This window comes from Oceanihabitans sp. IOP_32, assembly GCF_009498295.1.
In the GTDB taxonomy this organism is placed as follows: Bacteria; Bacteroidota; Bacteroidia; order Flavobacteriales; family Flavobacteriaceae; genus Wocania; species Wocania indica.
Genome location: NZ_CP040813.1, coordinates 1539434 through 1561718 on the forward strand (window position 1 = coordinate 1539434; position 22285 = coordinate 1561718).

14 protein-coding genes, 1 tRNA gene and 1 CRISPR repeat array (1 of these 16 only partly in view) are annotated in these 22285 nt (G+C 34.7%); of the genes, 8 read left to right on the plus strand and 7 right to left on the minus strand.

What is annotated here, in order from left to right; translation table 11 throughout:
• Positions 1–12: 12 nt before the first annotated feature.
• The 3 genes from FEZ18_RS06455 to folB all read right to left on the minus strand — a co-directional run bounded on the left by FEZ18_RS06455 (position 13) and on the right by folB (position 2670).
• Positions 13–930: an alpha/beta hydrolase family esterase gene (locus tag FEZ18_RS06455; protein WP_153267562.1), complete on the minus strand. Its 918-nt coding sequence runs from the start codon at positions 928–930 to the stop codon at positions 13–15.
• A 1256-nt stretch (positions 931–2186) separates the two neighbouring features.
• Positions 2187–2257, minus strand: a tRNA-Cys gene (locus FEZ18_RS06460).
• Positions 2258–2301: 44 nt separating this feature from the next.
• Positions 2302–2670: a dihydroneopterin aldolase gene (folB, locus tag FEZ18_RS06465; RefSeq protein ID WP_153267563.1), complete on the minus strand. Its 369-nt coding sequence runs from the start codon at positions 2668–2670 to the stop codon at positions 2302–2304.
• Positions 2671–2770: 100 nt separating this feature from the next.
• Here folB and FEZ18_RS06470 point away from each other — a divergent pair, with 100 nt between their 5' ends.
• Entirely contained in the window at positions 2771–4780 is a 2010-nt protein-coding gene (locus tag FEZ18_RS06470) for a glutamine--tRNA ligase/YqeY domain fusion protein (RefSeq protein ID WP_153267564.1), read from the plus strand.
• A gap of 127 nt (positions 4781–4907) precedes the next feature.
• Here the strand turns inward: FEZ18_RS06470 and FEZ18_RS06475 are convergent, their stop codons facing one another.
• Positions 4908–5843, minus strand: coding sequence for an SPFH domain-containing protein (locus FEZ18_RS06475; RefSeq protein ID WP_153267565.1), 936 nt, complete (start codon positions 5841–5843; stop codon positions 4908–4910).
• Positions 5844–6282: 439 nt separating this feature from the next.
• Between FEZ18_RS06475 and asnA the strand changes: the two genes are divergently transcribed.
• Complete coding sequence (gene asnA / locus FEZ18_RS06480) at positions 6283–7326, plus strand: aspartate--ammonia ligase (RefSeq protein ID WP_153267566.1); 1044 nt, start codon at positions 6283–6285, stop codon at positions 7324–7326.
• Between the two features lie 116 nt (positions 7327–7442).
• Here the strand turns inward: asnA and FEZ18_RS06485 are convergent, their stop codons facing one another.
• Both FEZ18_RS06485 and gltX read right to left on the minus strand, forming a co-directional pair.
• The gene (locus FEZ18_RS06485; protein WP_153267567.1) at positions 7443–7886 is read right to left on the minus strand and encodes an RDD family protein; all 444 of its coding nucleotides are present in this window, start codon (positions 7884–7886) and stop codon (positions 7443–7445) included.
• Between the two features lie 293 nt (positions 7887–8179).
• Positions 8180–9691, minus strand: a complete 1512-nt coding sequence (gene gltX, locus FEZ18_RS06490; RefSeq protein WP_153267568.1) for a glutamate--tRNA ligase — start codon at positions 9689–9691, stop codon at positions 8180–8182.
• Positions 9692–9792: 101 nt separating this feature from the next.
• Here gltX and FEZ18_RS06495 point away from each other — a divergent pair, with 101 nt between their 5' ends.
• The 5 genes from FEZ18_RS06495 (at position 9793) to FEZ18_RS06515 (ending at position 17924) form a co-directional block, all read left to right on the plus strand.
• Positions 9793–13182 (plus strand): DUF4175 family protein, encoded by a 3390-nt coding sequence (locus tag FEZ18_RS06495; RefSeq protein ID WP_153267569.1) that lies wholly within the window; start codon positions 9793–9795, stop codon positions 13180–13182.
• Positions 13179–13592 carry an rRNA maturation RNase YbeY gene (gene ybeY, locus FEZ18_RS06500; protein ID WP_153267570.1) on the plus strand — a complete coding sequence of 138 codons (414 nt, stop codon included), beginning with the start codon at positions 13179–13181 and terminating at the stop codon, positions 13590–13592. The genes FEZ18_RS06495 and ybeY overlap by 4 nt, the downstream gene beginning before the upstream one ends.
• A 69-nt stretch (positions 13593–13661) precedes the next feature.
• Complete coding sequence (gene mnmG / locus FEZ18_RS06505; protein WP_153267571.1) at positions 13662–15533, plus strand: tRNA uridine-5-carboxymethylaminomethyl(34) synthesis enzyme MnmG; 1872 nt, start codon at positions 13662–13664, stop codon at positions 15531–15533.
• Between the two features lie 751 nt (positions 15534–16284).
• On the plus strand, positions 16285–17142 hold the full coding sequence (locus FEZ18_RS06510; protein ID WP_153269067.1) for a class I SAM-dependent methyltransferase: 858 nt from the start codon (positions 16285–16287) through the stop codon (positions 17140–17142).
• A 236-nt stretch (positions 17143–17378) separates the two neighbouring features.
• On the plus strand, positions 17379–17924 hold the full coding sequence (locus FEZ18_RS06515) for an OmpH family outer membrane protein (protein WP_153267572.1): 546 nt from the start codon (positions 17379–17381) through the stop codon (positions 17922–17924).
• 139 nt (positions 17925–18063) lie between these two features.
• Here the strand turns inward: FEZ18_RS06515 and FEZ18_RS06520 are convergent, their stop codons facing one another.
• Positions 18064–19218 (minus strand): ATP-binding protein, encoded by a 1155-nt coding sequence (locus tag FEZ18_RS06520; RefSeq protein ID WP_153267573.1) that lies wholly within the window; start codon positions 19216–19218, stop codon positions 18064–18066.
• A gap of 361 nt (positions 19219–19579) precedes the next feature.
• Here FEZ18_RS06520 and FEZ18_RS06525 point away from each other — a divergent pair, with 361 nt between their 5' ends.
• Positions 19580–20767 (plus strand): phosphoglycerate kinase, encoded by a 1188-nt coding sequence (locus tag FEZ18_RS06525; protein WP_153267574.1) that lies wholly within the window; start codon positions 19580–19582, stop codon positions 20765–20767.
• 1277 nt (positions 20768–22044) lie between these two features.
• Positions 22045–22285: a CRISPR direct-repeat array (repeat unit 46 nt; unit sequence GTTGTGAATTGCTTTCAGTTCTTTAAATTTACAGAGAATTCACAGG) (it continues 2914 nt past the right edge of the window).

A 22285-nucleotide genomic window follows, 5' to 3' on the forward strand; every position in this document is an offset into this window, starting at 1 on the left:
AGATTAGTTTTTTCAGGGTAATTCATAATTTTTAAAGAATTCCCACATTATTGAACTTGCGTTAAAATGGTTTGTTATTTCATTATTTGTTAAGGCTTTTCCTCCGGGCCAAGTATGTCCACCATCTTGACTTACATAGAGTTCAATTCTAACATTATTATCACAATCTGAATATCTGAAAAAATCATAAGTATTTGTATTACTAAAAATAGTTTTTTTTATTAGACTGCAATTGTAATTATTGGCAATTATGCGCATTGTGGAGTCTACCGAAGGGAAGTTGTTGTTAATATTTGGTGCATTTGATAGACCTCCATTGTAAGGTGCAGTTAGATCTTGATAAGAATGAAAATGTATAATTGGAACTTTTCTTGAAGGGTTAAATGGAAAATCTTGTAATACCCCAGCAACAGCAGACACGGCTGCAAATTTGTTTGGAAAACGATTTGCCAACTTATATGCCATTTGGCCACCGTTAGAAAATCCTGTTGCATAAACCTTTTTACTATTTATTGATAATTCTATCTTTAATTTTTCGAGTAATGAATTTATAAATCCAATGTCGTCAGTTTCGAGTAATGTGGCCGAAGGGCAGCAATCTCCTGCATTCCAAGTTCGAAATCCTAAAGTTTTTAAACCTTTGGGATAAACAACAATAAAGTTTTCTGAATCAGAAAGTTGGGATAACTGAGACTGTCCTTCTATTCCTTTATAACCTAGTAATCCCCCTCCATGCATTGCAAAAATTAATGGATAAGAAATTGAAGTATTGTAACTTGCAGGTAAATGAACAAAATAAGTTCGCTCTAATCCCTCATGAACAATGGAGTCGTAATACTCCAAATCAATCTTGGTATTAATGGGATTGTCATCTTGTTTATTACATGCGAATAAAGTTATAAAGGCTAAAATGTATCGTATGTTTATCATTTTTTTATAGCTGTTTCCAGTTTAACTATGCTTAGTGCGGAAGTAAGGAAATTTTTCGTTTCTGTCTGAGCAAGAAGCTAAAACTTATTGTTTTTCTTTTTTATTTCAAATCTAAATTCATGAGATTTAGCAACATCATAAATATAAACAAACCATTCTGTACAAACCTAAAAGACCGAATGAGGTTAAGGTTGTTTAGGCTATCGTTTTTTTGCACACAATCTTACTACTCATAAAAATTTTTTAATACTCAAAATCATTACAATGATAAACCAGCAATTATAAAAATATATTTATAAAGGCCTGGAGGACTTTATTAAATAGGCTATAACTAGCAATTAAAATTATCGATCTGTATTCATCTTAGCTTCTCATAAACAACTTTTACAATTTTATATATCATATTACTTTTTGTAACCTTTTAAATTATTTATCATTTCTTCGTTCTTAAGCATTAGAATGACTTTTAAATCTATTAAAAGTTTAATACAAACTGCGGTAATTCTTCCTAGGTTGTCCGTTGCAAGTATGTTACAAAGTGTATCGCTGCCGACGTGCTGAGTTGGTGTATATTTAAAAATCGTGTTATCATCCGTTTTGAGATCTAATGTAGAACTCTTCAGTTATACAAAATAAGCAATTTTTTCTAATTGTCTTCCGTTCATTTCAGTCAAAAGAAACGTGGGTGGTCCTTGATATTTATTCTAGTTCGAATAATTGATTTTATTATTTTTATCACATTGATGTAGAAAATATATAAACAAGATTGAAATCAAAATCCCTCGAAATAATTCTATACATAATGTTTAAAATTATGTAGCCTTTATTCAGGACGAGTCATGTAGAAGGTTTTGCTTGGCTTTACTATAATTTTTTATAAAAATTAATCATATAAAAAACCTGCAAATAAATCTTAAAGGTTTTATCGAGGCGTCTATCAGACTTGAACTGCTGTAGAAGGTTTTGCTTGGTTTTACTATAATTTTTTATAAAAATTAATCATAAAAAAAACCTCCAAGTAAACTTGAAGGTTCTGTGAGGCGTCGAGCGGATTCGAACCGCTGTAGAAGGTTTTGCTTGGCTTTACTATAATTTTTTATAAAAATTAATCACAAAAAAACCTCCAAGTAAACTTGAAGGTTCTGTGAGGCGTCGAGCGGATTCGAACCGCTGTAGAAGGTTTTGCTTGGCTTTACTATAATTTTTTATAAAAATTAATCACAAAAAAACCTCCAAGTAAACTTGAAGGTTCTGTGAGGCGTCGAGCGGATTCGAACCGCTGTAGAAGGTTTTGCAGACCTCTGCCTAGCCACTCGGCCACGACGCCATTAATGATACTGCAAATGTAAGGAAAAATATTATTCTTCCTAATTAAAAGATACTTTTTCGTTTTTCTTTCATTTCAATAGTCACATATTCCACATCACCCCCAATTGGTGGATTAATTTTACTTACCGAAATATATGCTTTTTTAACCAATTTATCTTCCTTAAAAATACGGTTTAAAATACGTTTAGCTACGGTTTCAAGTAATTGCGATGGTTTAGCCATTTCTTCTTTTACAATGCGATTTAAAAACACGTAATCTACCGTATCATTTAGTTTATCGGTCCTCGACGATTTTTGTAAATCTGCTTTAACCTTTAAATCTACACGATAATCGCTGCCTATTTTAGTTTCTTCTTGTAAGCAACCATGGTACGCATATACACGAATATTTTCTACTTTTATAATTCCCATTTGGTATCTATTTAAGTCGGTAAAATTACCTAATTTTACACAATATTTTGTTTAATAGTATTAGTTTTTAAAATCTAATATATTCTAGTTTATTAGTTTTATGTCTGAAGAAAAAAAATCGCTCAATTTTATAGAGCAAATCATAGAAGAAGATTTAGCCAAGGGCATGCCTAAAAGCGATTTACGCTTTCGTTTTCCGCCAGAGCCTAATGGTTATTTACACATTGGTCATACAAAGGCCATTGGTATTAGTTTTGGTTTAGGCGAAAAATATAATGCGCCTGTAAATTTACGTTTCGACGATACCAATCCAGCTAAAGAAGAACAAGAATATGTCGATGCTATAAAACACGACATTTCTTGGTTGGGCTACACTTGGGCGAACGAACTGTATTCTTCAGATTATTTCCAGCAGCTATACGATTGGGCTGTTTTACTCATTAAAGACGGTAAAGCTTATGTCGATTCTCAATCGTCTGAAGCTATGGCCGAACAAAAAGGCACACCAACACAACCTGGTGTCGATGGACCGTATAGAAATCGAACAGTCGCAGAGAATTTAGATCTTTTTGAACGTATGAAAGCGGGCGAATTTGACGAAGGTACCCATATTTTACGGGCTAAAATTGATATGCAGCATCCTAATATGCTTATGCGTGACCCCATTATGTACCGTATTTTAAACAAGGCTCACCACAGAACGGGTAACGACTGGTGTATTTACCCCATGTACGATTGGACTCATGGCGAAAGCGATTATATTGAACAAATTTCACATTCGCTATGCTCGTTAGAGTTTAAACCCCACCGTGAGCTATACGACTGGTTTAAACATGAGGTTTATAAATACAGTAAGGATCAATATCCTAATTTGCCAAAACAACGTGAGTTTGCACGTTTAAATTTAAGCTATACCATTATGAGTAAGCGTAAATTATTACAATTGGTAGACGAGGGAATTGTAAACGATTGGGACGACCCACGTATGCCTACCATTTCGGGCTTACGTCGTCGCGGATATACACCAAATGCCATCAAGAAGTTTATTGAAACGGTTGGGGTAGCCAAACGAGATAATGTTATTGATGTATCTCTTTTAGAGTTTTGTATTCGTGAAGATTTAAACAAAACGGCACCAAGAGTTATGGCGGTTTTAAACCCGGTAAAACTGGTAATTACTAATTATCCTGAGACTAAAGAAGAATGGTTAGAAGCCGAAAATAACCCTGAAGACGAGGCTGCGGGGTATAGACAAGTGCCCTTTTCTCGTGAGTTATATATAGAACAAGAAGATTTTAAAGAAGTAGCTAACGACAAATTTTTTAGGTTAAAGTTAGGGGGTGAGGTTCGTCTTAAAAACGCTTATATTATAAAGGCAGATAAGGTACTAAAAGATGCTGCCGGCAATATTACTGAAATACAGTGTACTTACAGTGAAGATACCACCAAAAAAGTGAAGGGCACCTTACACTGGGTATCTATAAAACACGCGGTAAAAGCCGAGGTTAGAGAGTACGATAGGTTGTTTATGCACGAAGCTCCAGACAGCCAAGCTGATAAAAATTTTATGGATTTTGTAAACCCAAATTCCTTAAAAATAATTGAGTCCTATGTTGAACCCAGTTTAAAAACGGCTAAGGTAGGAGAGCGGTTTCAATTTCAGCGTTTAGGTTATTTTAATGTGGATAACGACGCTACTACCGAGCATTTGGTATTTAATAAAACGGTGGGTTTACGTGATTCTTGGGCAAAACAGAAACCTAAGAAGAATACGAACACCAATGTGCCAAAACCGCAACAACAAAATCAGCGTAAAGCGATTAGTGTGATTCAGCAACTCGGAAAAAAATACACTAACTTATCGGAAGAGAAGCAGCTAAAAATGAAGTCTGAAATTCAAGTCTTAGCTGATCAAGTCCCGTATGAAGACTTAGAACCTTTATTTGGAACAGCAGTTAAAAAGGCTGGAACACGTATAGCTGTAATGATAACTCTAGGAGTTTTACTTAAAAAGGGATTGGCACGTAACGAAGCCATAAACGAATTTATTTCTAAAGCTTTAGAGGATAAAAATCTGGTTTTAGTTGCCGAGGCTCAAGAGCTTCAATAATGAGATAGGTTTAGCTTTTTAGGTGAGTTCAGATACGACAAAGTTTTGAATAACATGTTTTAAGTATATAAACCAAAAAACAAAACCCTCTACAAATAAATTTAGAGGGTTTTTGTGTTTATGGGAATTAATTGTCGTCTTGTTTCTCGTTTTTTGATTTTGCTTTTTTCATCGCCTCACCAATCTGGTTACTGGCAGTAAAACTAGCTACCATATCGTTTAACATTTGGCTACCCGCTTGTGGGGAGTTGGGTAATAAAATTAAATTACTGTTGGTTTCACTACCAATGGCTTGTAAGGTATCGTAATGTTGGGTGACAACTATAAGTGCAGAGGCCTCTTGCGAGTTTATACCCACACGATTTAAAACATCAACAGATTCTTCTAAACCACGTGCAATTTCACGACGTTGGTCGGCAATACCTTGACCTTGTAAACGCTTACTTTCAGCTTCGGCTTTCGCTTTTTCAACAATTAAAATACGAGCGGCATCACCTTCATATTGTGCCGCTGTTTTTTCTCTATCGGCAGCGTTAATTCTGTTCATGGCTGCCTTTACTTGGGCATCTGGATCGATATCGGTAACTAGCGTTTTTATGATATCGTAGCCGTATTCCATCATGGCATCATTTAATTCAGATTTTACAGCAATGGCGATACCGTCTTTCTTTAAAAACACATCATCTAAAATCATTTTTGGTACTTCGGCACGCACCACATCAAACACATAACTGGTTATTTGATCGTGCGGATAATCCAGTTTATAAAAGGCGTCTTCAACTTTGTTTCGTATAACCTTAAATTGAACCGATACTTTTAGTTTTACAAATACATCGTCTTTAGTTTTAGTTTCTACAATAACATCAAGCTGTTGTATCTTTAAACTTAGTCTACCAGCAACCTTATCTACTAAAGGTATTTTTAGCTGCAAACCCGACTGGCGGATGCTATTAAATCGTCCAAATCGCTCTATAATAGCAGCTGTTTGTTGTTTTACGATAAAAAAGGAGGAGATTAAAATAATTAATCCGAAGACTAATAATGGAATAAAATAGAAGTTCATAATAAATATTTAAATTGTTTTTTGAGTTGATAAGATACAATAAATTGATTAAAATTTCATCCTTTTTAGGCAAACTACAGTGTTATTTTAATAAATAAAAACACCTTAAATTATCGGTGTCGGTTTTCACAAGAAAAAGATTTTTTTTAGAATCATTTTAAGTCATTTCTAATTTGATTACGACTGTTATAACCAAACAAATAATTATTAAAATGGCTTACAAATACTAAAAAGAGCTGGGAGAATATGAGTTTTTATACCGTATTTGTAGAATTTTAAATTATAAGGCATAAAATTGTCTTTTTTTTGCGCTAGCCGTAAAATATTTCTTTATTTCGCATGCTATACCGTTTTGATAATCACGCTATTTATTGCATTTTTGTTTTCGGTACAATTAATACATAGCAAATTGCTAATCATCTCATAAAATAGTACACTAATGGATTATAAATTACAAATTCCAACAGGATATTATCCGCAATTAAATATACAGGAAACCGAGCAAGCCATTAAATTGATTAAAGATTTTTTTGAGCTTAGTTTGTCTTCAGAATTAAGATTAAGACGTATTACTGCGCCTTTATTTGTAAAAAAAGGTTCTGGTATTAATGATGACTTAAGTGGTGTAGAACGCCCAGTAACTTTCCCTATAAAGTCGATGAATGACGACCAGGCTGAAATAGTACATTCGCTTGCAAAATGGAAAAGATTGGCGTTAGCAGAATTAAATATTGAACCGGGTTATGGCGTGTATACCGATATGAATGCCATACGTCCAGACGAGGTTTTTACCAATATACACTCTATTTATGTCGATCAGTGGGACTGGGAACGCGTGATGACGAACGACGAAAGAACGGTTGATTTCCTTAAATATATTGTAGGCAAAATATATAGTGTTTTAAGACGTGTGGAATATGTGGTTTATGAGAATTACCCACAATTAAAGCCGGTACTTCCAACAAAAATTAAATTTATACATACTCAAGACTTGGCAGAAGCGTATCCAGATCTTAGCCCAGATGAAAGGGAAGCGGTAGTGACTAAAAAGTACGGTGCTGTATTTTTAATTGGTATTGGGGCACAGCTTCCTGAGGGTCAAAAACACGATGGTAGGGCTCCAGATTACGACGATTGGAGTACTGAAGCACCTAACGGTCAAAAAGGTTTAAATGGCGATATCTTGCTTTGGAATCCTATTCTTGAACGTTCGTTTGAAATTTCGTCTATGGGTATTCGTGTAGATAAAGCCGCTTTAAATGCGCAATTAGCGATAGAGGGTCAAGAATACCGAAAAGAATTAATGTGGCACAAAATGTTGCTTAATGATGAATTGCCATTATCGATTGGCGGTGGAATAGGGCAATCGCGTTTATGTATGTTTTTCTTGAAAAAAGCACACATTGGTGAGATTCAAGCGAGTATTTGGCCAGACGAAATGATCGCTAAATGTAAAGAGGCGAATATTCCCATTCTAAAATAGTGATTAACACTTTTTAATAGATTTTGAAATGGCTACCGATTAAGTTGGGTAGCCATTTTTATTACCAGTCTCTTTTGTAATTTTGGAAATTTGTTTTGTAAGAGCTTTAGCGTATTTTATTCGTTTCTGTTTTTTTCTACTACTATAGTTTTTGTGAGTTTATCGTACAAATTTTGATTATTATTATCCCATAATATCCAGATTACTGGTATAAGAAAGTACGCCAAAACATATTTTAAACATTCTCTAATTGCTCCTTTTTTAGCTCTGTTGTAATCTTCTCCTGTCTCTGTCGAAATTACTTTAAGGTTAAAAATTTTATGACCTAAAGTTCCAATAAATATTGGGAAAAAAATTGCTCCAACAATTAATCCAATTATAGCTGAATATCCGATTTCAATTAATTCAAATTCGCTATTCCAGTATTCTGATATGGATATTCCTAAAATGGAGTATATTATAAGAGTGGCCAGAATAAATAGTACACTTTCAATAATGGAGGCTATAAATCTTTTTCCTTTCGAAGCCAATTTGTATCCGTGATTTTGTGTTTCCTTCATGTTTTTATCATTTTCTTGTCGAATATTCTATGTAGGGTTGTCTAAAGTTATTTTTAGCTGTTTATTCTTAATTTTTCAGATTATGACTCAGAATAATTTTATTACTCTTGTTTGCTGTTCATCTTAACTTTTGAATTGGTGTGATCGGAATTTTTATATAATAAGGTTTATTTTAACAGGTTTGATTATGGACGAATCTATATTATAGTTCTGAGATGGACAATTTTAATGGAAAGAAAAAAGCCTCACCATAATTTTACGATGAGGCTTTTCTATGTAAGATGTAACGAAAATTACAATGTTTCCGTCATGCTCTCAATACGTTTAAGGGTTTCGGCTTTGCCAATCATATACATGATATCAAAAACTTCTGGGCCGTGTAATGCTCCAACCAGTGCTAAACGCAATGGCATCATAACTTTACCGAAGCCAATCTCGTTACTGGTTATCCAGTCTTTTATGGTAGTTTGAAGGTTCTCGACTGTAAAATCTTCAATGTTATTTATAAGGCTAACTAGTTCGGTCATTAAGGCTTTAGTCCCTTCTTTAAAGGCTTTTTTTGATGCTTTTTCGTCGTAAGACTGTGGGGCAACAAAAAAGAAGTGGCTCAAGTCCCAAAAATCTGAAACAAAGGTAGCTCGCTCTTTTATTAAACCCACAACCATGGCGATATAATTGATATCGATGTCTGCCAATTCGATATGCTTATCTTTAAATAATTCCGCCAGTTGCTCATCATGTTGTTCTTGCATGTACTGATGATTAAACCATTTCGTTTTATCGGGATCGAAACGAGCTCCGCCTTTATTCACGCGTTTTAAATCGAATGCCTGTATAAGTGCTTCCATTGAAAATAGTTCTTGTTCTGTGCCTGGGTTCCATCCTAAAAAGGCCAAAAAATTTACCATGGCTTCAGGAAAATAACCGTCTTCTTTATAACCTCTCGACGTTTCGTTAGTTTTTGGGTCGGTCCATTCTAATGGAAACACAGGGAAACCTAGTTTATCGCCATCACGCTTGCTTAATTTACCTTTTCCTGTTGGTTTTAGTATTAATGGTAAATGGGCAAATTCTGGAGTCTCCCAACCAAAAGCGTTATACAATTGGTAGTGCAGAGCCAAACTTGGTAACCATTCTTCACCGCGAATTACATGGGTAATTTCCATTAAATGATCGTCTACAATATTGGCTAGGTGATAGGTGGGCATACCATCACTTTTAAACAAGACTTTATCGTCTAAAATATTGGTATCAATAGTGATAGCCCCTCTTATAATATCGTTTAAATGAAGCGTTTCATCTTGCGGCGATTTAAACCGGATAACGTATGCTTCACCAGCTTCTAATTTAGCCTGTGTTTCTTCCGCAGAAAGCGATAGCGAATTGTTTAATTTTAAGCGATTATGCCAATTGTAAATAAAGGTTTTACCCTTAGCCTCATGATCTTTTCTATGAAAATCTAATGATTCGGCAGTATCGAAAGCGTAGTAGGCATTTCCCGAAGCAATCAATTCATCGGCATATTTTTTGTATAAATCTTTGCGTTCGCTTTGTCTGTAAGGACCAAATTTTTCGTTTTTATTCGGGCCTTCATCATATGGCATCCCGCACCAATTTAAGGCATCTATGATGTATTGTTCTGCCCCTTCAACAAAACGGTTTTGATCGGTATCTTCTATTCTTAAAATAAAAGTACCGTTGTGTTTTTTAGCGAATAAATAGTTAAAAAGTGCGGTACGAACGCCGCCAATATGTAAAGGTCCTGTAGGACTTGGTGCAAAGCGCACACGAACGTTGTTTGTCATGTTTTGTAATTTTGTGGCAAAGATACAATTAACACTTAATTTTAAACCTTATAAAAATAAAATTGTAATTTAGGAGGTTAGTAATCTTTAAGAGCTTTTTTTTGAATCATTATAATCATATACAAACCAAGTTAGAGCAGTTTATTAGCAGGTATCATGTTAATGCATTAATTCGTGGTACTATACTATTTGTGGCTATAGGATTACTGTATTTTTTGTTTACCCTCTTTATCGAATATGTGTTATGGTTGGAGCCTTTAGCACGCACCATATTATTTTGGCTATTTGTTAGCGTGGAGTTGTTTTTGTTTATCAAATTTATGGTAAGACCCTTAACTAAACTGTTTAAACTTCAAAAGGGTATAGATTATAGTGAAGCGGCGAAAATTATTGGTGCTCATTTTCCTGAGGTTAACGATAAACTTTTAAATATTGTTCAACTAAAACAGGAAGGCGAACCATCGGAATTATTACTAGCCAGTATCGAACAAAAGGCTATAGAATTAAAACCTATTCCCTTTAAACTTGCAGTTAATTTTCGGGAGAGTTTTAGGTACTTAAAATACGCTGCTTTTCCAGTACTTATTATTTTGGTGACTTTTTTGTCTGGAAATTCTTATGTATTTAGTGATAGCTACAAACGGGTGGTCGACTATAAAACGGCCTATGAGCCTCCGGCACCCTTTCAATTTTTTGTGGTGAATACCAATTTGAATGCTATTGAAAATACAGATTTTAAATTGCAGATTAAAACACAGGGCAACCTTATTCCAGAAAGTGCCAAAATTGTTTATAATAACGAAACCTATATTTTGCAACAAAAGGAAATGGGTGCTTTCGAATATGTGTTTTCTCAGCCTACTGAAGATATGGAATTCGTGTTGACGGCAAACGGGGTCACCTCAAAAAAATATACTTTAAAGGTTATAGAAGTACCGTCTATTTTAGATTTTGATATGACTTTAGACTTTCCGAAGCATACAAAAAAAAGGTTGGAAACCATTAATAGTTCTGGCAATGCTGTTATCCCGGAGGGCACGGTTATTTCTTGGCAGGTTAAAACAAAAACAACCGATAAAGTACAACTGTTTTCCAAAGATACTTTAGATTTTTATGCCGATAAAGCCAACCGATTTACCTTATCGAAACCCGTTTATTCCGACTTTGATTACACCCTAAGCACAAGTAATGCTAGCTTAAATAATTACGAGAATTTGGGCTTCTCCATTAAGGTGGTCAAGGACGAATATCCAGAACTTGAGCTCATGATGAAAGTAGATAGTTTAGATTTACAAACCCTGTATTTCCACGGTCAGATTAGTGACGATTACGGATTTTCGAAGTTGCAATTAGTGTATTATCCAACGAATGAAGTGTCTAGAAAGGGACTTGTGAATATGCCGTTTTCTAATTCCAATATAGACCATTTTATAACAGCTTTTCCTAATAATCTCGACATTGAAGCTGGGGTGGAGTATCAGTTGTATTTTCAAGTTTTTGACAATGATGCTATTAATAATTTTAAGTCGACTAAGAGTCGGATTTTCACCTATAGAAAGCGTACCAACACCGAAGAGGAACAGCGACTATTAAAAGAGCAAAACCAAACTATAACAGAATTTAATTCCTCTCTTGACAAGTTACAAGAACAGGATAAGCAGCTCGAAGAGTTATCTAAAACTCAAAAGGAAAAGTCGACTTTAAATTTTAACGATAGAAAGAAATTGGAATCATTTTTAAAGCGTCAAGAACAGCAAGATGAGATGATGAAAAACTTCAATAAGAAACTTAAAGATAATTTAGAGAATTTTCAAAAAGATAATTTAAAAGATGATGTTTTTAAGGAAGATTTAAAAAAGCGTTTAAAAGAAAATGAAGCACAATTACAAGAAGATGAAAAACTTTTGGAGGAGTTAAAGCGTTTACAAAAACGAATTAACAAAGAAGAGTTAAGTTTAAAATTAGATCAATTAGCCAAGCAAAATAAAAACAAGAAGCGAAGTTTGGAACAATTGGTAGAATTAACAAAGCGCTTTTATGTGGAAAAGAAGTTGGAGAAACTTAAGGACGATTTGCTTGAGCTTGCTAACGATCAAGAAAAACTTTCCAACCGGCCTAATGAAGACAATACAAAGGAAAAACAAGACGCATTAAGTGCGCAATTCGAACGGTTTAAGGAGGCTATGGAGCGGCTAGAAAAAGATACTGAGTTGTTGTCTAAGCCTATAGATATTCCGAGGGATAAGTTGGATGAAAGAGAAGTTGACGACGAACAAAATAAGGCGAGTGAGGCTTTAGACAAGTTTGAAAAAGGAAAAAGCTCAGATAAAGACAAGAGCCGAGCTTATAATAGGTTTAATGATGAAAAAGAGAAGGCTAAAAAGAGCCAAAAAAAAGCAGCTCAAAAAATGAAAGAAATGAGTGATAAAATGCAGACCTCTATGGCTGGTGGAAGTGCGAACGAGATGCAGGAGGATGCCGAAATGTTACGACAGATTTTAGATAATTTATTGGTGTTCTCTTTCGCCCAAGAAGACTTAATGGAAAATTTTAGAGCTATTGAAGTTAACAATAATAATTATGCCACACTGTTAAGGCATCAAAAAAGTTTAAAAACACATTTTGAGCATGTCGACGATAGTTTGTTTGCCTTGTCTTTACGCCAACCAAAATTATCGGAAACGGTGAATAAAGAAATCTCGGAGGTGTATTATAATATCGATAAGGCTTTAGATGTCTTCGCCGAAAACCAAATGTTTCAGGGTATTTCTAGTCAACAATTTACCATAACTGCGGCTAATAACTTGGCCGACTTTTTAAGTGAGGTTTTAGATAATATGCAAGAAAGCTTGAGCATGTCGGCTGGACAAGGTGGCGACGGAGATATGCAATTACCTGATATTATTATGAGTCAGGAAGCCCTTAATAAAATGATGGAGGAAGGCATGAAAAAAGGTAAAAAGGGTAAAGAAGGTCAAGGTGAAAAAAACGGAGCGCAGGGTAAAGAAGATAAGCCGGGTCAATCTGGTAACGATGTGAAACAAAACGGAGGATTTGGTAACGGCTTTAGCGAGGATTTAAATGGCGAATTGTTTGAAATTTACCGTCAACAACAGGAGTTAAGAAAGGCTTTAGAAACACAGTTATTAAAGGATGGGCAGGGCAGTAAAGGGCGCAGTAATGGCTTGTTAAAGCAGATGGAAGAGGTAGAATTAGATTTATTAAATAAGGGCTTTACTAATGAAACCCTTCAAAAAATGATGGCCTTAAAACATCAGTTGTTAAAAATGAAAAATGCCAGCTTTCAACAAGGAGAAGATAATAAGCGGGAGTCGCAAACGAATGTAAATCAGTTCGAGAATACGAGTAATAATTCTATACCATCTGCTAAACAATATTTTAATACGACTGAAATATTAAACAGACAAAGCTTACCTTTGCACGAAATTTACAAAAAACGTGTAAAGGCATATTTTAAAACTAAGCAATGATTAATTTTAATTACGAGACTAATTTTTCACTAGAAAATGAAGATGCTATAAAGGCTTGGATATCGAAAACCATCAGGGCTGAAAACCGTGTTGAAGGTGAAATTAATTATGTGTTTTGTGACGATGATTATCTACATAAATTAAATGTAGAGTTTCTGGATCACGACACCTTAACAGATATAATTAGTTTTGATTATTCGGTTGGGAACACGATTAATGGCGATGTATTTATATCGGTAGAACGTGTAAGGGATAATGCTAAAGATTTTAAAACTAGTTTTCAAGACGAACTTAACCGTGTGATTATTCACGGTATTTTGCATTATTGTGGTTATAAAGACAAGAGTGCAGAAGAAGAAAAATTAATGCGAGGTAAAGAGGATGATTATCTAGCGAAGATGGGAGTTTGATTTTATGATCTTTTTTAGCGTTGTTAAAAAAAATGTTCCACGTGGAACATGTTAATTTAAATTGAATTTATGTTTAACGAAGTTTATGATGTTGTTGTTGTAGGTGGTGGTCACGCGGGGAGTGAGGCTGCGGCTGCGGCTGCAAATATGGGAAGCAAAACTTTGCTTATAACCATGAATCTCCAAAACATTGCACAAATGTCTTGTAATCCTGCCATGGGTGGTATTGCAAAAGGGCAAATTGTGCGTGAAATTGATGCTTTAGGTGGGTATAGTGGTATTGTATCCGACACCTCTGCTATTCAATTTAAAATGCTTAATAAATCTAAAGGTCCAGCAATGTGGAGTCCGAGGGTTCAAAGTGACAGAATGCGCTTTGCTGAAGACTGGCGCTTGTTATTAGAAGGCACAGTAAATTTAGATTTTTATCAAGATATGGTTTCTGGTTTGTTGGTAGAAAACCATAAAGTGGTTGGTGTAAAAACCAGTTTAGGAATAGAGGTTAAGTCTAAATCGGTTGTGCTTACCAATGGGACTTTTTTAAATGGTTTAATACATATTGGCGATAAAAATTTTGGAGGGGGTAGAGCTGGCGAAAAAGCTGCTACGGGAATTACAGAGCAGCTTGTGCAATTGGGGTTCGAATCTGGAAGAATGAAAACTGGAACACCCCCAAGAGTGGATGGGCGATCCTTAGATTTTTCTAAAATGATTGAACAGCCTGGAGATGCGAACCCAGAAAAATTTTCTTATTTAGATATTACGCAGCCTTTAAAAAAACAGCGCTCTTGTTATATGACCTATACAAGTGAGCTGGTTCATGATTTACTTCGTGAGGGTTTTGATAGATCGCCTATGTTTAACGGTAGAATTCAAAGTATTGGTCCGCGTTATTGTCCGTCTATTGAAGATAAAATAAACCGTTTTGCCGATAAGGATAGACATCAATTATTTATAGAGCCTGAAGGTTGGAATACTTGTGAGGTGTACGTAAATGGTTTTTCGACATCGCTTCCAGAGGATGTGCAATTTAAAGCATTACGTTCGGTGGTAGGTTTTGAAAACGTGAAATTTTTTAGACCAGGTTATGCGATCGAGTACGATTATTTTCCACCAACACAATTACAACATACCTTAGAGACCAAGTTAATTGATGGCTTGTATTTTGCTGGGCAAATTAATGGTACTACGGGTTATGAAGAGGCCGCTGCTCAAGGTGTAATGGCTGGTGTGAATGCCAGTTTAAAAATAAACCAAAAGGAGCCCTTTATTTTAAAACGTAACGAGGCGTATATTGGGGTTTTAATTGATGATTTAATTACTAAGGGAACCGAAGAGCCGTATAGAATGTTTACCTCGCGAGCGGAGTATAGAACCTTATTGCGTCAAGATAATGCCGATTTGCGATTAACACCAAAGAGTTTTGAAATTGGTTTGGCTAAGGAGGAGCGTTTAAAACGAATGACCGAAAAGCATGAAGCGGCCGCAAAATTTGTTTCCTTTTTTAAGAATTTAAGTGTTAAGCCGGAGAACATCAATCCTATTTTAGAATCTAAAAAGTCGTCGCCTGTTAAACAATCAGGAAAGCTTTTTAAAATTTTTGCGAGACCAAACATTGAGATGGACGATGTGCGAAAATTAGAGCCCGTTGAAGCTTATATTCAGGACCATAATTTGGATCGAGAGATTATTGAGCAAACCGAAATTCAGGTTAAATATTCGGGGTATATTTCTAAAGAAAAGAATAATGCTGATAAATTGTCGCGTTTGGAATATGTTAAAATTCCAAAAGGCTTCGATTACTCTCAGATTAAATCTATGAGTTTTGAAGCTCGTGAAAAACTAGAAAAAATACAACCTACAACGGTGTCTCAGGCTTCTAGAATTAGTGGAGTATCGCCTAACGATATTTCGGTATTGTTGGTTTATATGGGGCGGTAATTTTTAAATGAATAGAGTGTTATCGTTTTAAATTAATTCTAAGGTGTTCCACGTGGAACACCTTAGAATATTATTGATTTTTCAAATTATTATATTTGAAAACATATAATAAATACGGTAATGACCGATTAAAAATGTGGTGATCCTGTAAATTTTTTATAAAGAAGGGCTTTGCACATTTTTAAATGTTACCTTGCTTATTTGAAAAAATTATTAAAATTTAAAGTAGATTTTTCTCAATTAAAGTGCTTCTGTTTATCATTTACTTAAAATAAAATCTTTGTTTTTGATTCTTAAAGCGAAGCGGTCTTAGGTCTTTTGTTAGACTTTGGTCATTTAAGTTTGTTGGTTTATTAAATTTTAAGGTCGATTTAAAAAGCAGGGTTTTACTTGAGAAAGGGAAGGGTGGTGTGTGAAAATTGATCGGTTTGAAATATTTTTTAGCCAGGAATTAATTTCTAGCTAAATTTTAAATACCAATTTAATTTTGAAATGTCGTATGGTTACTTTGAATTATTTTTTGTTCAGATGAAATATAAAATCAAAGTATAGCAAAGTTATGCTTTTATGTTATTCCAAAATATGGACGAAAAAGAACTGCGAAGCACATCATGAACACCTATTTATAAAATAGAAAGGTGTGAGTAAACGAATGCTATGAGACATGATATGGTTAATTTGGTAAAAGTGTTAGAACCAAAGATGAAACATATGTAATTTTAAAAGAAACAAAAGTAATTTAGTATTCGTGATAAATAAAGACTCAAATCAAACGCATTTAAAAGTTAAAGATTACGCCGTTTCGGGAGAAGTATTTGAATTGTGTAAAAATTCTGAATTTGGTTTTTTAGAAACGTCTCCACAACCAGCTTCAGAAAAATTGCCAGAATATTACATTAGTGAAGATTATATTTCGCACACAGATTCAAAACGCAATGTATTCGAAAGCGTTTATCATATGGTGAGATGGTTGTCTTTAAAAAAGAAACTTAACCTTATTAATAGATGGACCTCAAAAGAAAAAAACTTGTTGGATGTTGGGTGTGGAACTGGAGATTTTTTACAAACAGCCAAACAAAATAATTGGGTGGTTTCTGGAATAGAACCCAATGAACAGGCTAGAAAAATCGCGAATAAAAAAACAAACCATGCTGTTTTTAAAACCGAAGCCTTAGCTAAATTTGAACCTTCGAGTTTTGATGTGATTACGCTTTGGCATGTTTTAGAACATTTACCCGATTTAGAAAATCATATTACTGCTTTTAAACAATTACTAAAACCTAGCGGCACTTTAATTATTGCTTTGCCAAATTATAAAAGTTACGATGCCAAATATTATAAACAGTTTTGGGCGGCTTACGATGTGCCAAGACATTTATGGCATTTCGATAAATTATCGTTTTCTAAACTTATTTCAAAATACGACTTAAAAATTGTTAATCATAAACCCATGTGGTTTGATGCCTTTTATGTGAGCTTATTATCAGAAAAATACAAATCGGGAAAAATGAATATAATTACAGGTATTTGGATAGGTTTGGTTTCAAATTTGAAATCATTAAGCTCAAAAGAGCCCTCTTCCTTAATTTATGTGATTAAAAAGAATTAAAACGAATTTTTAAGCACGTATTTAGGGTTTTTGTATAAACAACATATAAATGGGTTAAGAATTCTTTTTCGTGCTTTAAACGCTTTATAAACGCTTTGTTTTTAATAGTTTATTGTTATTCTTTAGTTTTTCGTTATAAGATTACCTTATAGTTAAAATTCAAATTATTTCCGCTTTAAAATATCGCATACTTTCTTACATTTGTGAGATAATTAAAACCAGATAAACCCGAACCAATGAAAAATATATTTTTAGCAGTATGCGCTCTTATTGTTTTGTCTTCATGCGAAAAGCAAGCAAAAATAGGTTACGTTAATAATGGCACTGTAATTAACGAATTTCAAGAGAAAAAAGACCTTGAAAAGCGATTTCAAGAAAAAGAAGAAGCCTTTAAGAAAAGAGCCGATAGTATCGGGCAGGCTTTTCAAGCAGAAGTTCAAAAAACCCAAGCACTTGCTCAAAGATCTTCACAAAAGAAAGCTCAAGAACTAATGGGTGGCTTACAACAAAAACAGCAGCAGTTACAGCAACAAATGCAATTCGAGCAGCAAATGTTAACCCAATCTTTCCAAACAGAAATTGATTCTGTTATTATTAAGGTAAAAGATTTTGTAAAAGATTACGGAAAGAAAAACGGTTATACTTACATTTTAGGAACTACCGATGCGGCATCTACCATAATGTATGGTCCAGAGGAGAATGATTTAACACAGATTATTTTAGAGGCTTTAAATGGTACTGAAAAGGATTCTGCTAAAACCGCCGAAGACGTAAAAGAATAGACTATCGCTAAATAGACTATAGCGGTGAAACAGCCAAAAAAACGCTCTTAGAAACAGTTCTAAGAGCGTTTTTTTGTTTTATATTATTATTTGGTGCTTGAGGTCTTATATTTTTTTTATGTAGACTAGTACAGATAGATTATTCTGCTTTTTTATGCAGTAGTCGTGTTAATTTAATAGAAAGATCGGTTAAAATGATTTTAGAATTCCCGTTGCGCTCAATGTGGTAAATAGCATCTTGTAGTTCGTTACTAATATCTAAGATATTATTACCATGCACAAAAGGCGCAAAGTTTTCTAGTTTAAAGTTTTCGGTTTTGGGTGCTATAAAAACCAAATCGTTTGCTTTGTAATTTAGCAGTAAGGCTTGGCGGAAAAAGTCTAGACAGAAATGTAAAAATTGTTTTTGTGTTTCGCGGCCTGTTTTTGCAATATCCTCACTCCAAGTCATTAAATCGTGAATAGCGGCTTTGTTACCTTTAGCTTTAAAAGCACTTCTAATCCAGAAAATAAACCAGGTTTCAAATTGAATATCTTCAGAATCCTGATACACTAAATCGCAAGCTTTATTATAGTTTCCGTTAGCTTGGTGGGCAATTTTTGTGGCCGTAGTTAGTTCTAAATTATAATTTTTAATCAAGGCATTTTTAATTACATCTTCCGCTAGAGGCGGAAAATGTAACACTTGGCAACGCGATTTAATCGTACTTATAATTTGTCCTTCATCCTCAGCAATTAATATAAATATCGTTTTATTAGGAGGCTCTTCAATAAGCTTTAGTAGCTTGTTAGCACAGGCGGTATTCATTTTTTCTGCCATCCAAATAAGCATCACTTTGTAGCCACCTTCATAGGCTTTTAAAGTAAGCGATTTTACGATGTCGTGGGCTTCTTCAACCCCAATTTGCCCTTGTTTATTGTCTACACCAAGCAGTTTATACCAATCAAATAAATTTCCGTAAGGTTGCTCTTTTAATAATTGGCGCCATTCTTCCAAATAAAAACTAGAAACGGGTTTGCTCTTTACCTTATCGCTAGTTGTCACCGGAAAAGCAAAATGTAAATCGGGATGCGAAAAATTTTTAAAGTTTTGGTTGCAAGCCGCGTTACCCGTATTGTTTTCACCACCAGAATTAGCGCATAAAATATACTGAGCATAAGCAAGCGCCATAGGTAAGGTGCCAGAACCCTCTTTACCCACAAATAATTGCGCATGCGGTATTCTTCCATTATCCGCACTCTGGGTTAAATGTTTTTTAATGTGATCTTGGCCTAAAATGTCTTCAAAAAGCATATCACAAACCTACATAAATTTTGTTAGATGTAAAACACTTAAGATGCTCTAATGCGGTTTACCATTTTGGTTTAATCCCAGCCTTTCGGTAAACGTGATACCTAGGAGTCGTTTGAAGTTGTTTATGGCTGTTTTAGAATTTATGAGTGTATTATTGTAAAGATTGCTGCAGAGTTGATTGGTCTGTATTTTACATGAGAAAAAAGCATAATATAAAATCAAATTTTAATCATGTAAAACCACTAGAACCCGAGCAAAATGTTTTACGAATGTCGTGTTTTTCCTTACCAATGTCATTTTTAACCCGTTTTTAATTGGTTATATTTGTCCATCAATTTGATGTAATCCAAAACACAACTGCATGAAAACGCTTAACGATTTTAATTTCAAAAACAAAAAAGCATTAATTAGAGTAGATTTTAATGTGCCTTTAAATGCTGATTTTGAAGTTACAGATACCACAAGAATTGTGTCTGCAAAGCCTACTATTATAAAAATTTTAGAAGACGGCGGAAGCTGCATTTTAATGTCGCATTTAGGTCGTCCAAAAGGTTTTCAAGAGGATTTATCGCTTAAACATATTGCAGAAAAAATAGAAGATATTATCGGCGTAGAGGTAACCTTTGTAGCCGATTGCATAGGAGTGGAAGCCGAAACGGCTGCAGCAAGCTTAGAGCCCGGAAAAATTTTATTGTTAGAAAACTTGCGTTTTTATGCCGAAGAAACTGCCGGAGATGTTCGGTTTGCAGAAAAACTATCAAAATTAGGCGATATTTATGTTAACGATGCCTTTGGTACGGCACACAGAGCACATGCCTCAACGGCTGTAATAGCTCAGTTTTTTGAAGGTAAAAAGTGTTTTGGTAGTTTGTTGGCGCAAGAAATAGAAAGCATTGAAAAAGTGATGCAAACAGGCGAAAAACCTGTTTTAGCCGTATTAGGTGGCGCAAAAATCTCTTCAAAAATTACCATTATTGAAAATATTCTAGATAAAGTAGATCATATTATTATAGGAGGCGGTATGGCCTATACCTTTATAAAAGCGCAAGGTGGAAATATTGGCGATTCTATTTGTGAAGACGACAAAATGGATTTAGCTTTAAGCATCTTAGAGCAAGCTAAAGCTAAAAACACAAAAATACACTTGCCCGTTGATGTAATTGCCGCAAATGCTTTTAGTAACGATGCAGAAACTCAAATTACCGATATCAATAATATTCCAGAGGGTTGGCAAGGTTTAGATGCTGGGCCAAAATCTCAAGAAAATTTCCATAAGGTGGTTTTAGAATGTAAAACCATACTTTGGAACGGCCCTTTAGGCGTTTTCGAGATGGAGAACTTCGCTAAAGGCACCATTGCCTTGGGTAATGCGATTGCAGAGGCCACAAAAAACGGGGCATTCTCTCTTGTTGGCGGTGGCGATTCGGTAGCAGCAGCCAAACAATTTGGGTTCGATAAAAAAGTGAGTTATGTGAGTACCGGTGGTGGTGCTATGCTAGAAAGCCTAGAAGGAAAAACGCTTCCTGGAATTGCAGCTATTTTGGAGTAGGGGACTTCCTCTCTGTAATAACAATAGTAATAATATAATAAGACGTCTGTCATTTAGAAGGAGGGACGACTGAAGAATCTTTTTAATGGTTTTTACACTTAATTTATAGAACACTAGGTGCTTCGTTGCGTTGCGCATTACAGGCTACTTTAAAGTGCAGCACACCATAACAATCCGTCATTGCGAGGAAGCATAACGAAGTAATCTTTTAAATAAAAAGAATGGGTAAAATCATGAGATTCTTCGCTATGCTCTGAATGACATTTTGCTTCAAATAATATTCTGTTTACCGTAGCACGTTTTGTCATTCAGAAGGAGGGACGACTGAAGAATCTTTTTAATGGTTTTTACACTTAATTTATAGAACACTAGGTGCTTCGTTGCGTTGCGCATTACAGGCTACTTTAAAGTGCAGCACACCATAACAATCCGTCATTGCGAGGAAGTATGACGAAGCAATCTTTTAAATAAAAAGAATGGGTAAAATCATGAGATTCTTCGCTATGCTCTGAATGACATTTTGCTTCGAATAATATTCTGTTTACCGTAGCACGTTTTGTCATTCAGAAGGAGGGACGACTGAAGAATCTTTTTAATGGTTTTTACACTTAATTTATAGAACACTAGGTGCTTCGTTGCGTTGCGCATTACAGGCTACTTTAAAGTGCAGCACACCATAACAATCCGTCATTGCGAGGAAGCATAACGAAGTAATCTTTTAAATAAAAAGAATGGGTAAAATCATGAGATTCTTCGCTATGCTCTGAATGACATTTTGCTTCGAATAATATTCTGTTTACCGTAGCACGTTTTGTCATTCAGAAGGAGGGACGACTGAAGAATCTTTTTAATGGTTTTTACACTTAATTTATAGAACACTAGGTGCTTCGTTGCGTTGCGCATTACAGGCTACTTTAAAGTGCAGCACACCATAACAATCCGTCATTGCGAGGAAGTATGACGAAGCAATCTTTTAAATAAAAAGAATGGGTAAAATCATGAGATTCTTCGCTATGCTCTGAATGACATTTTGCTTCGAATAATATTCTGTTTACCGTAGCACGTTTTGTCATTCAGAAGGAGGGACGACTGAAGAATCTTTTTAATGGTTTTTACACTTAATTTATAGAACACTAGGTGCTTCGTTGCGTTGCGCATTACAGGCTACTTTAAAGTGCAGCACACCATAACAATCCGTCATTGCGAGGAAGTATGACGAAGCAATCTTTTAAATAAAAAGAACAGGTAAAATGATGAGGTTTTTCGCTAAATATAAGGTCGTGAATTGCTTTCAGTTCTTTAAATTTACAGAGAATTCACAGGTCGCTGAAAAAATTGAAGGCAATTCAATCTGTTGTGAATTGCTTTCAGTTCTTTAAATTTACAGAGAATTCACAGGTTTTATTACTAAATAAAGAAGCCTTAGAATGTTGTGAATTGCTTTCAGTTCTTTAAATTTACAGAGAATTCACAGGGACTAACTTCTGTACTTAAATTTCCCTCGTGTTGTGAATTGCT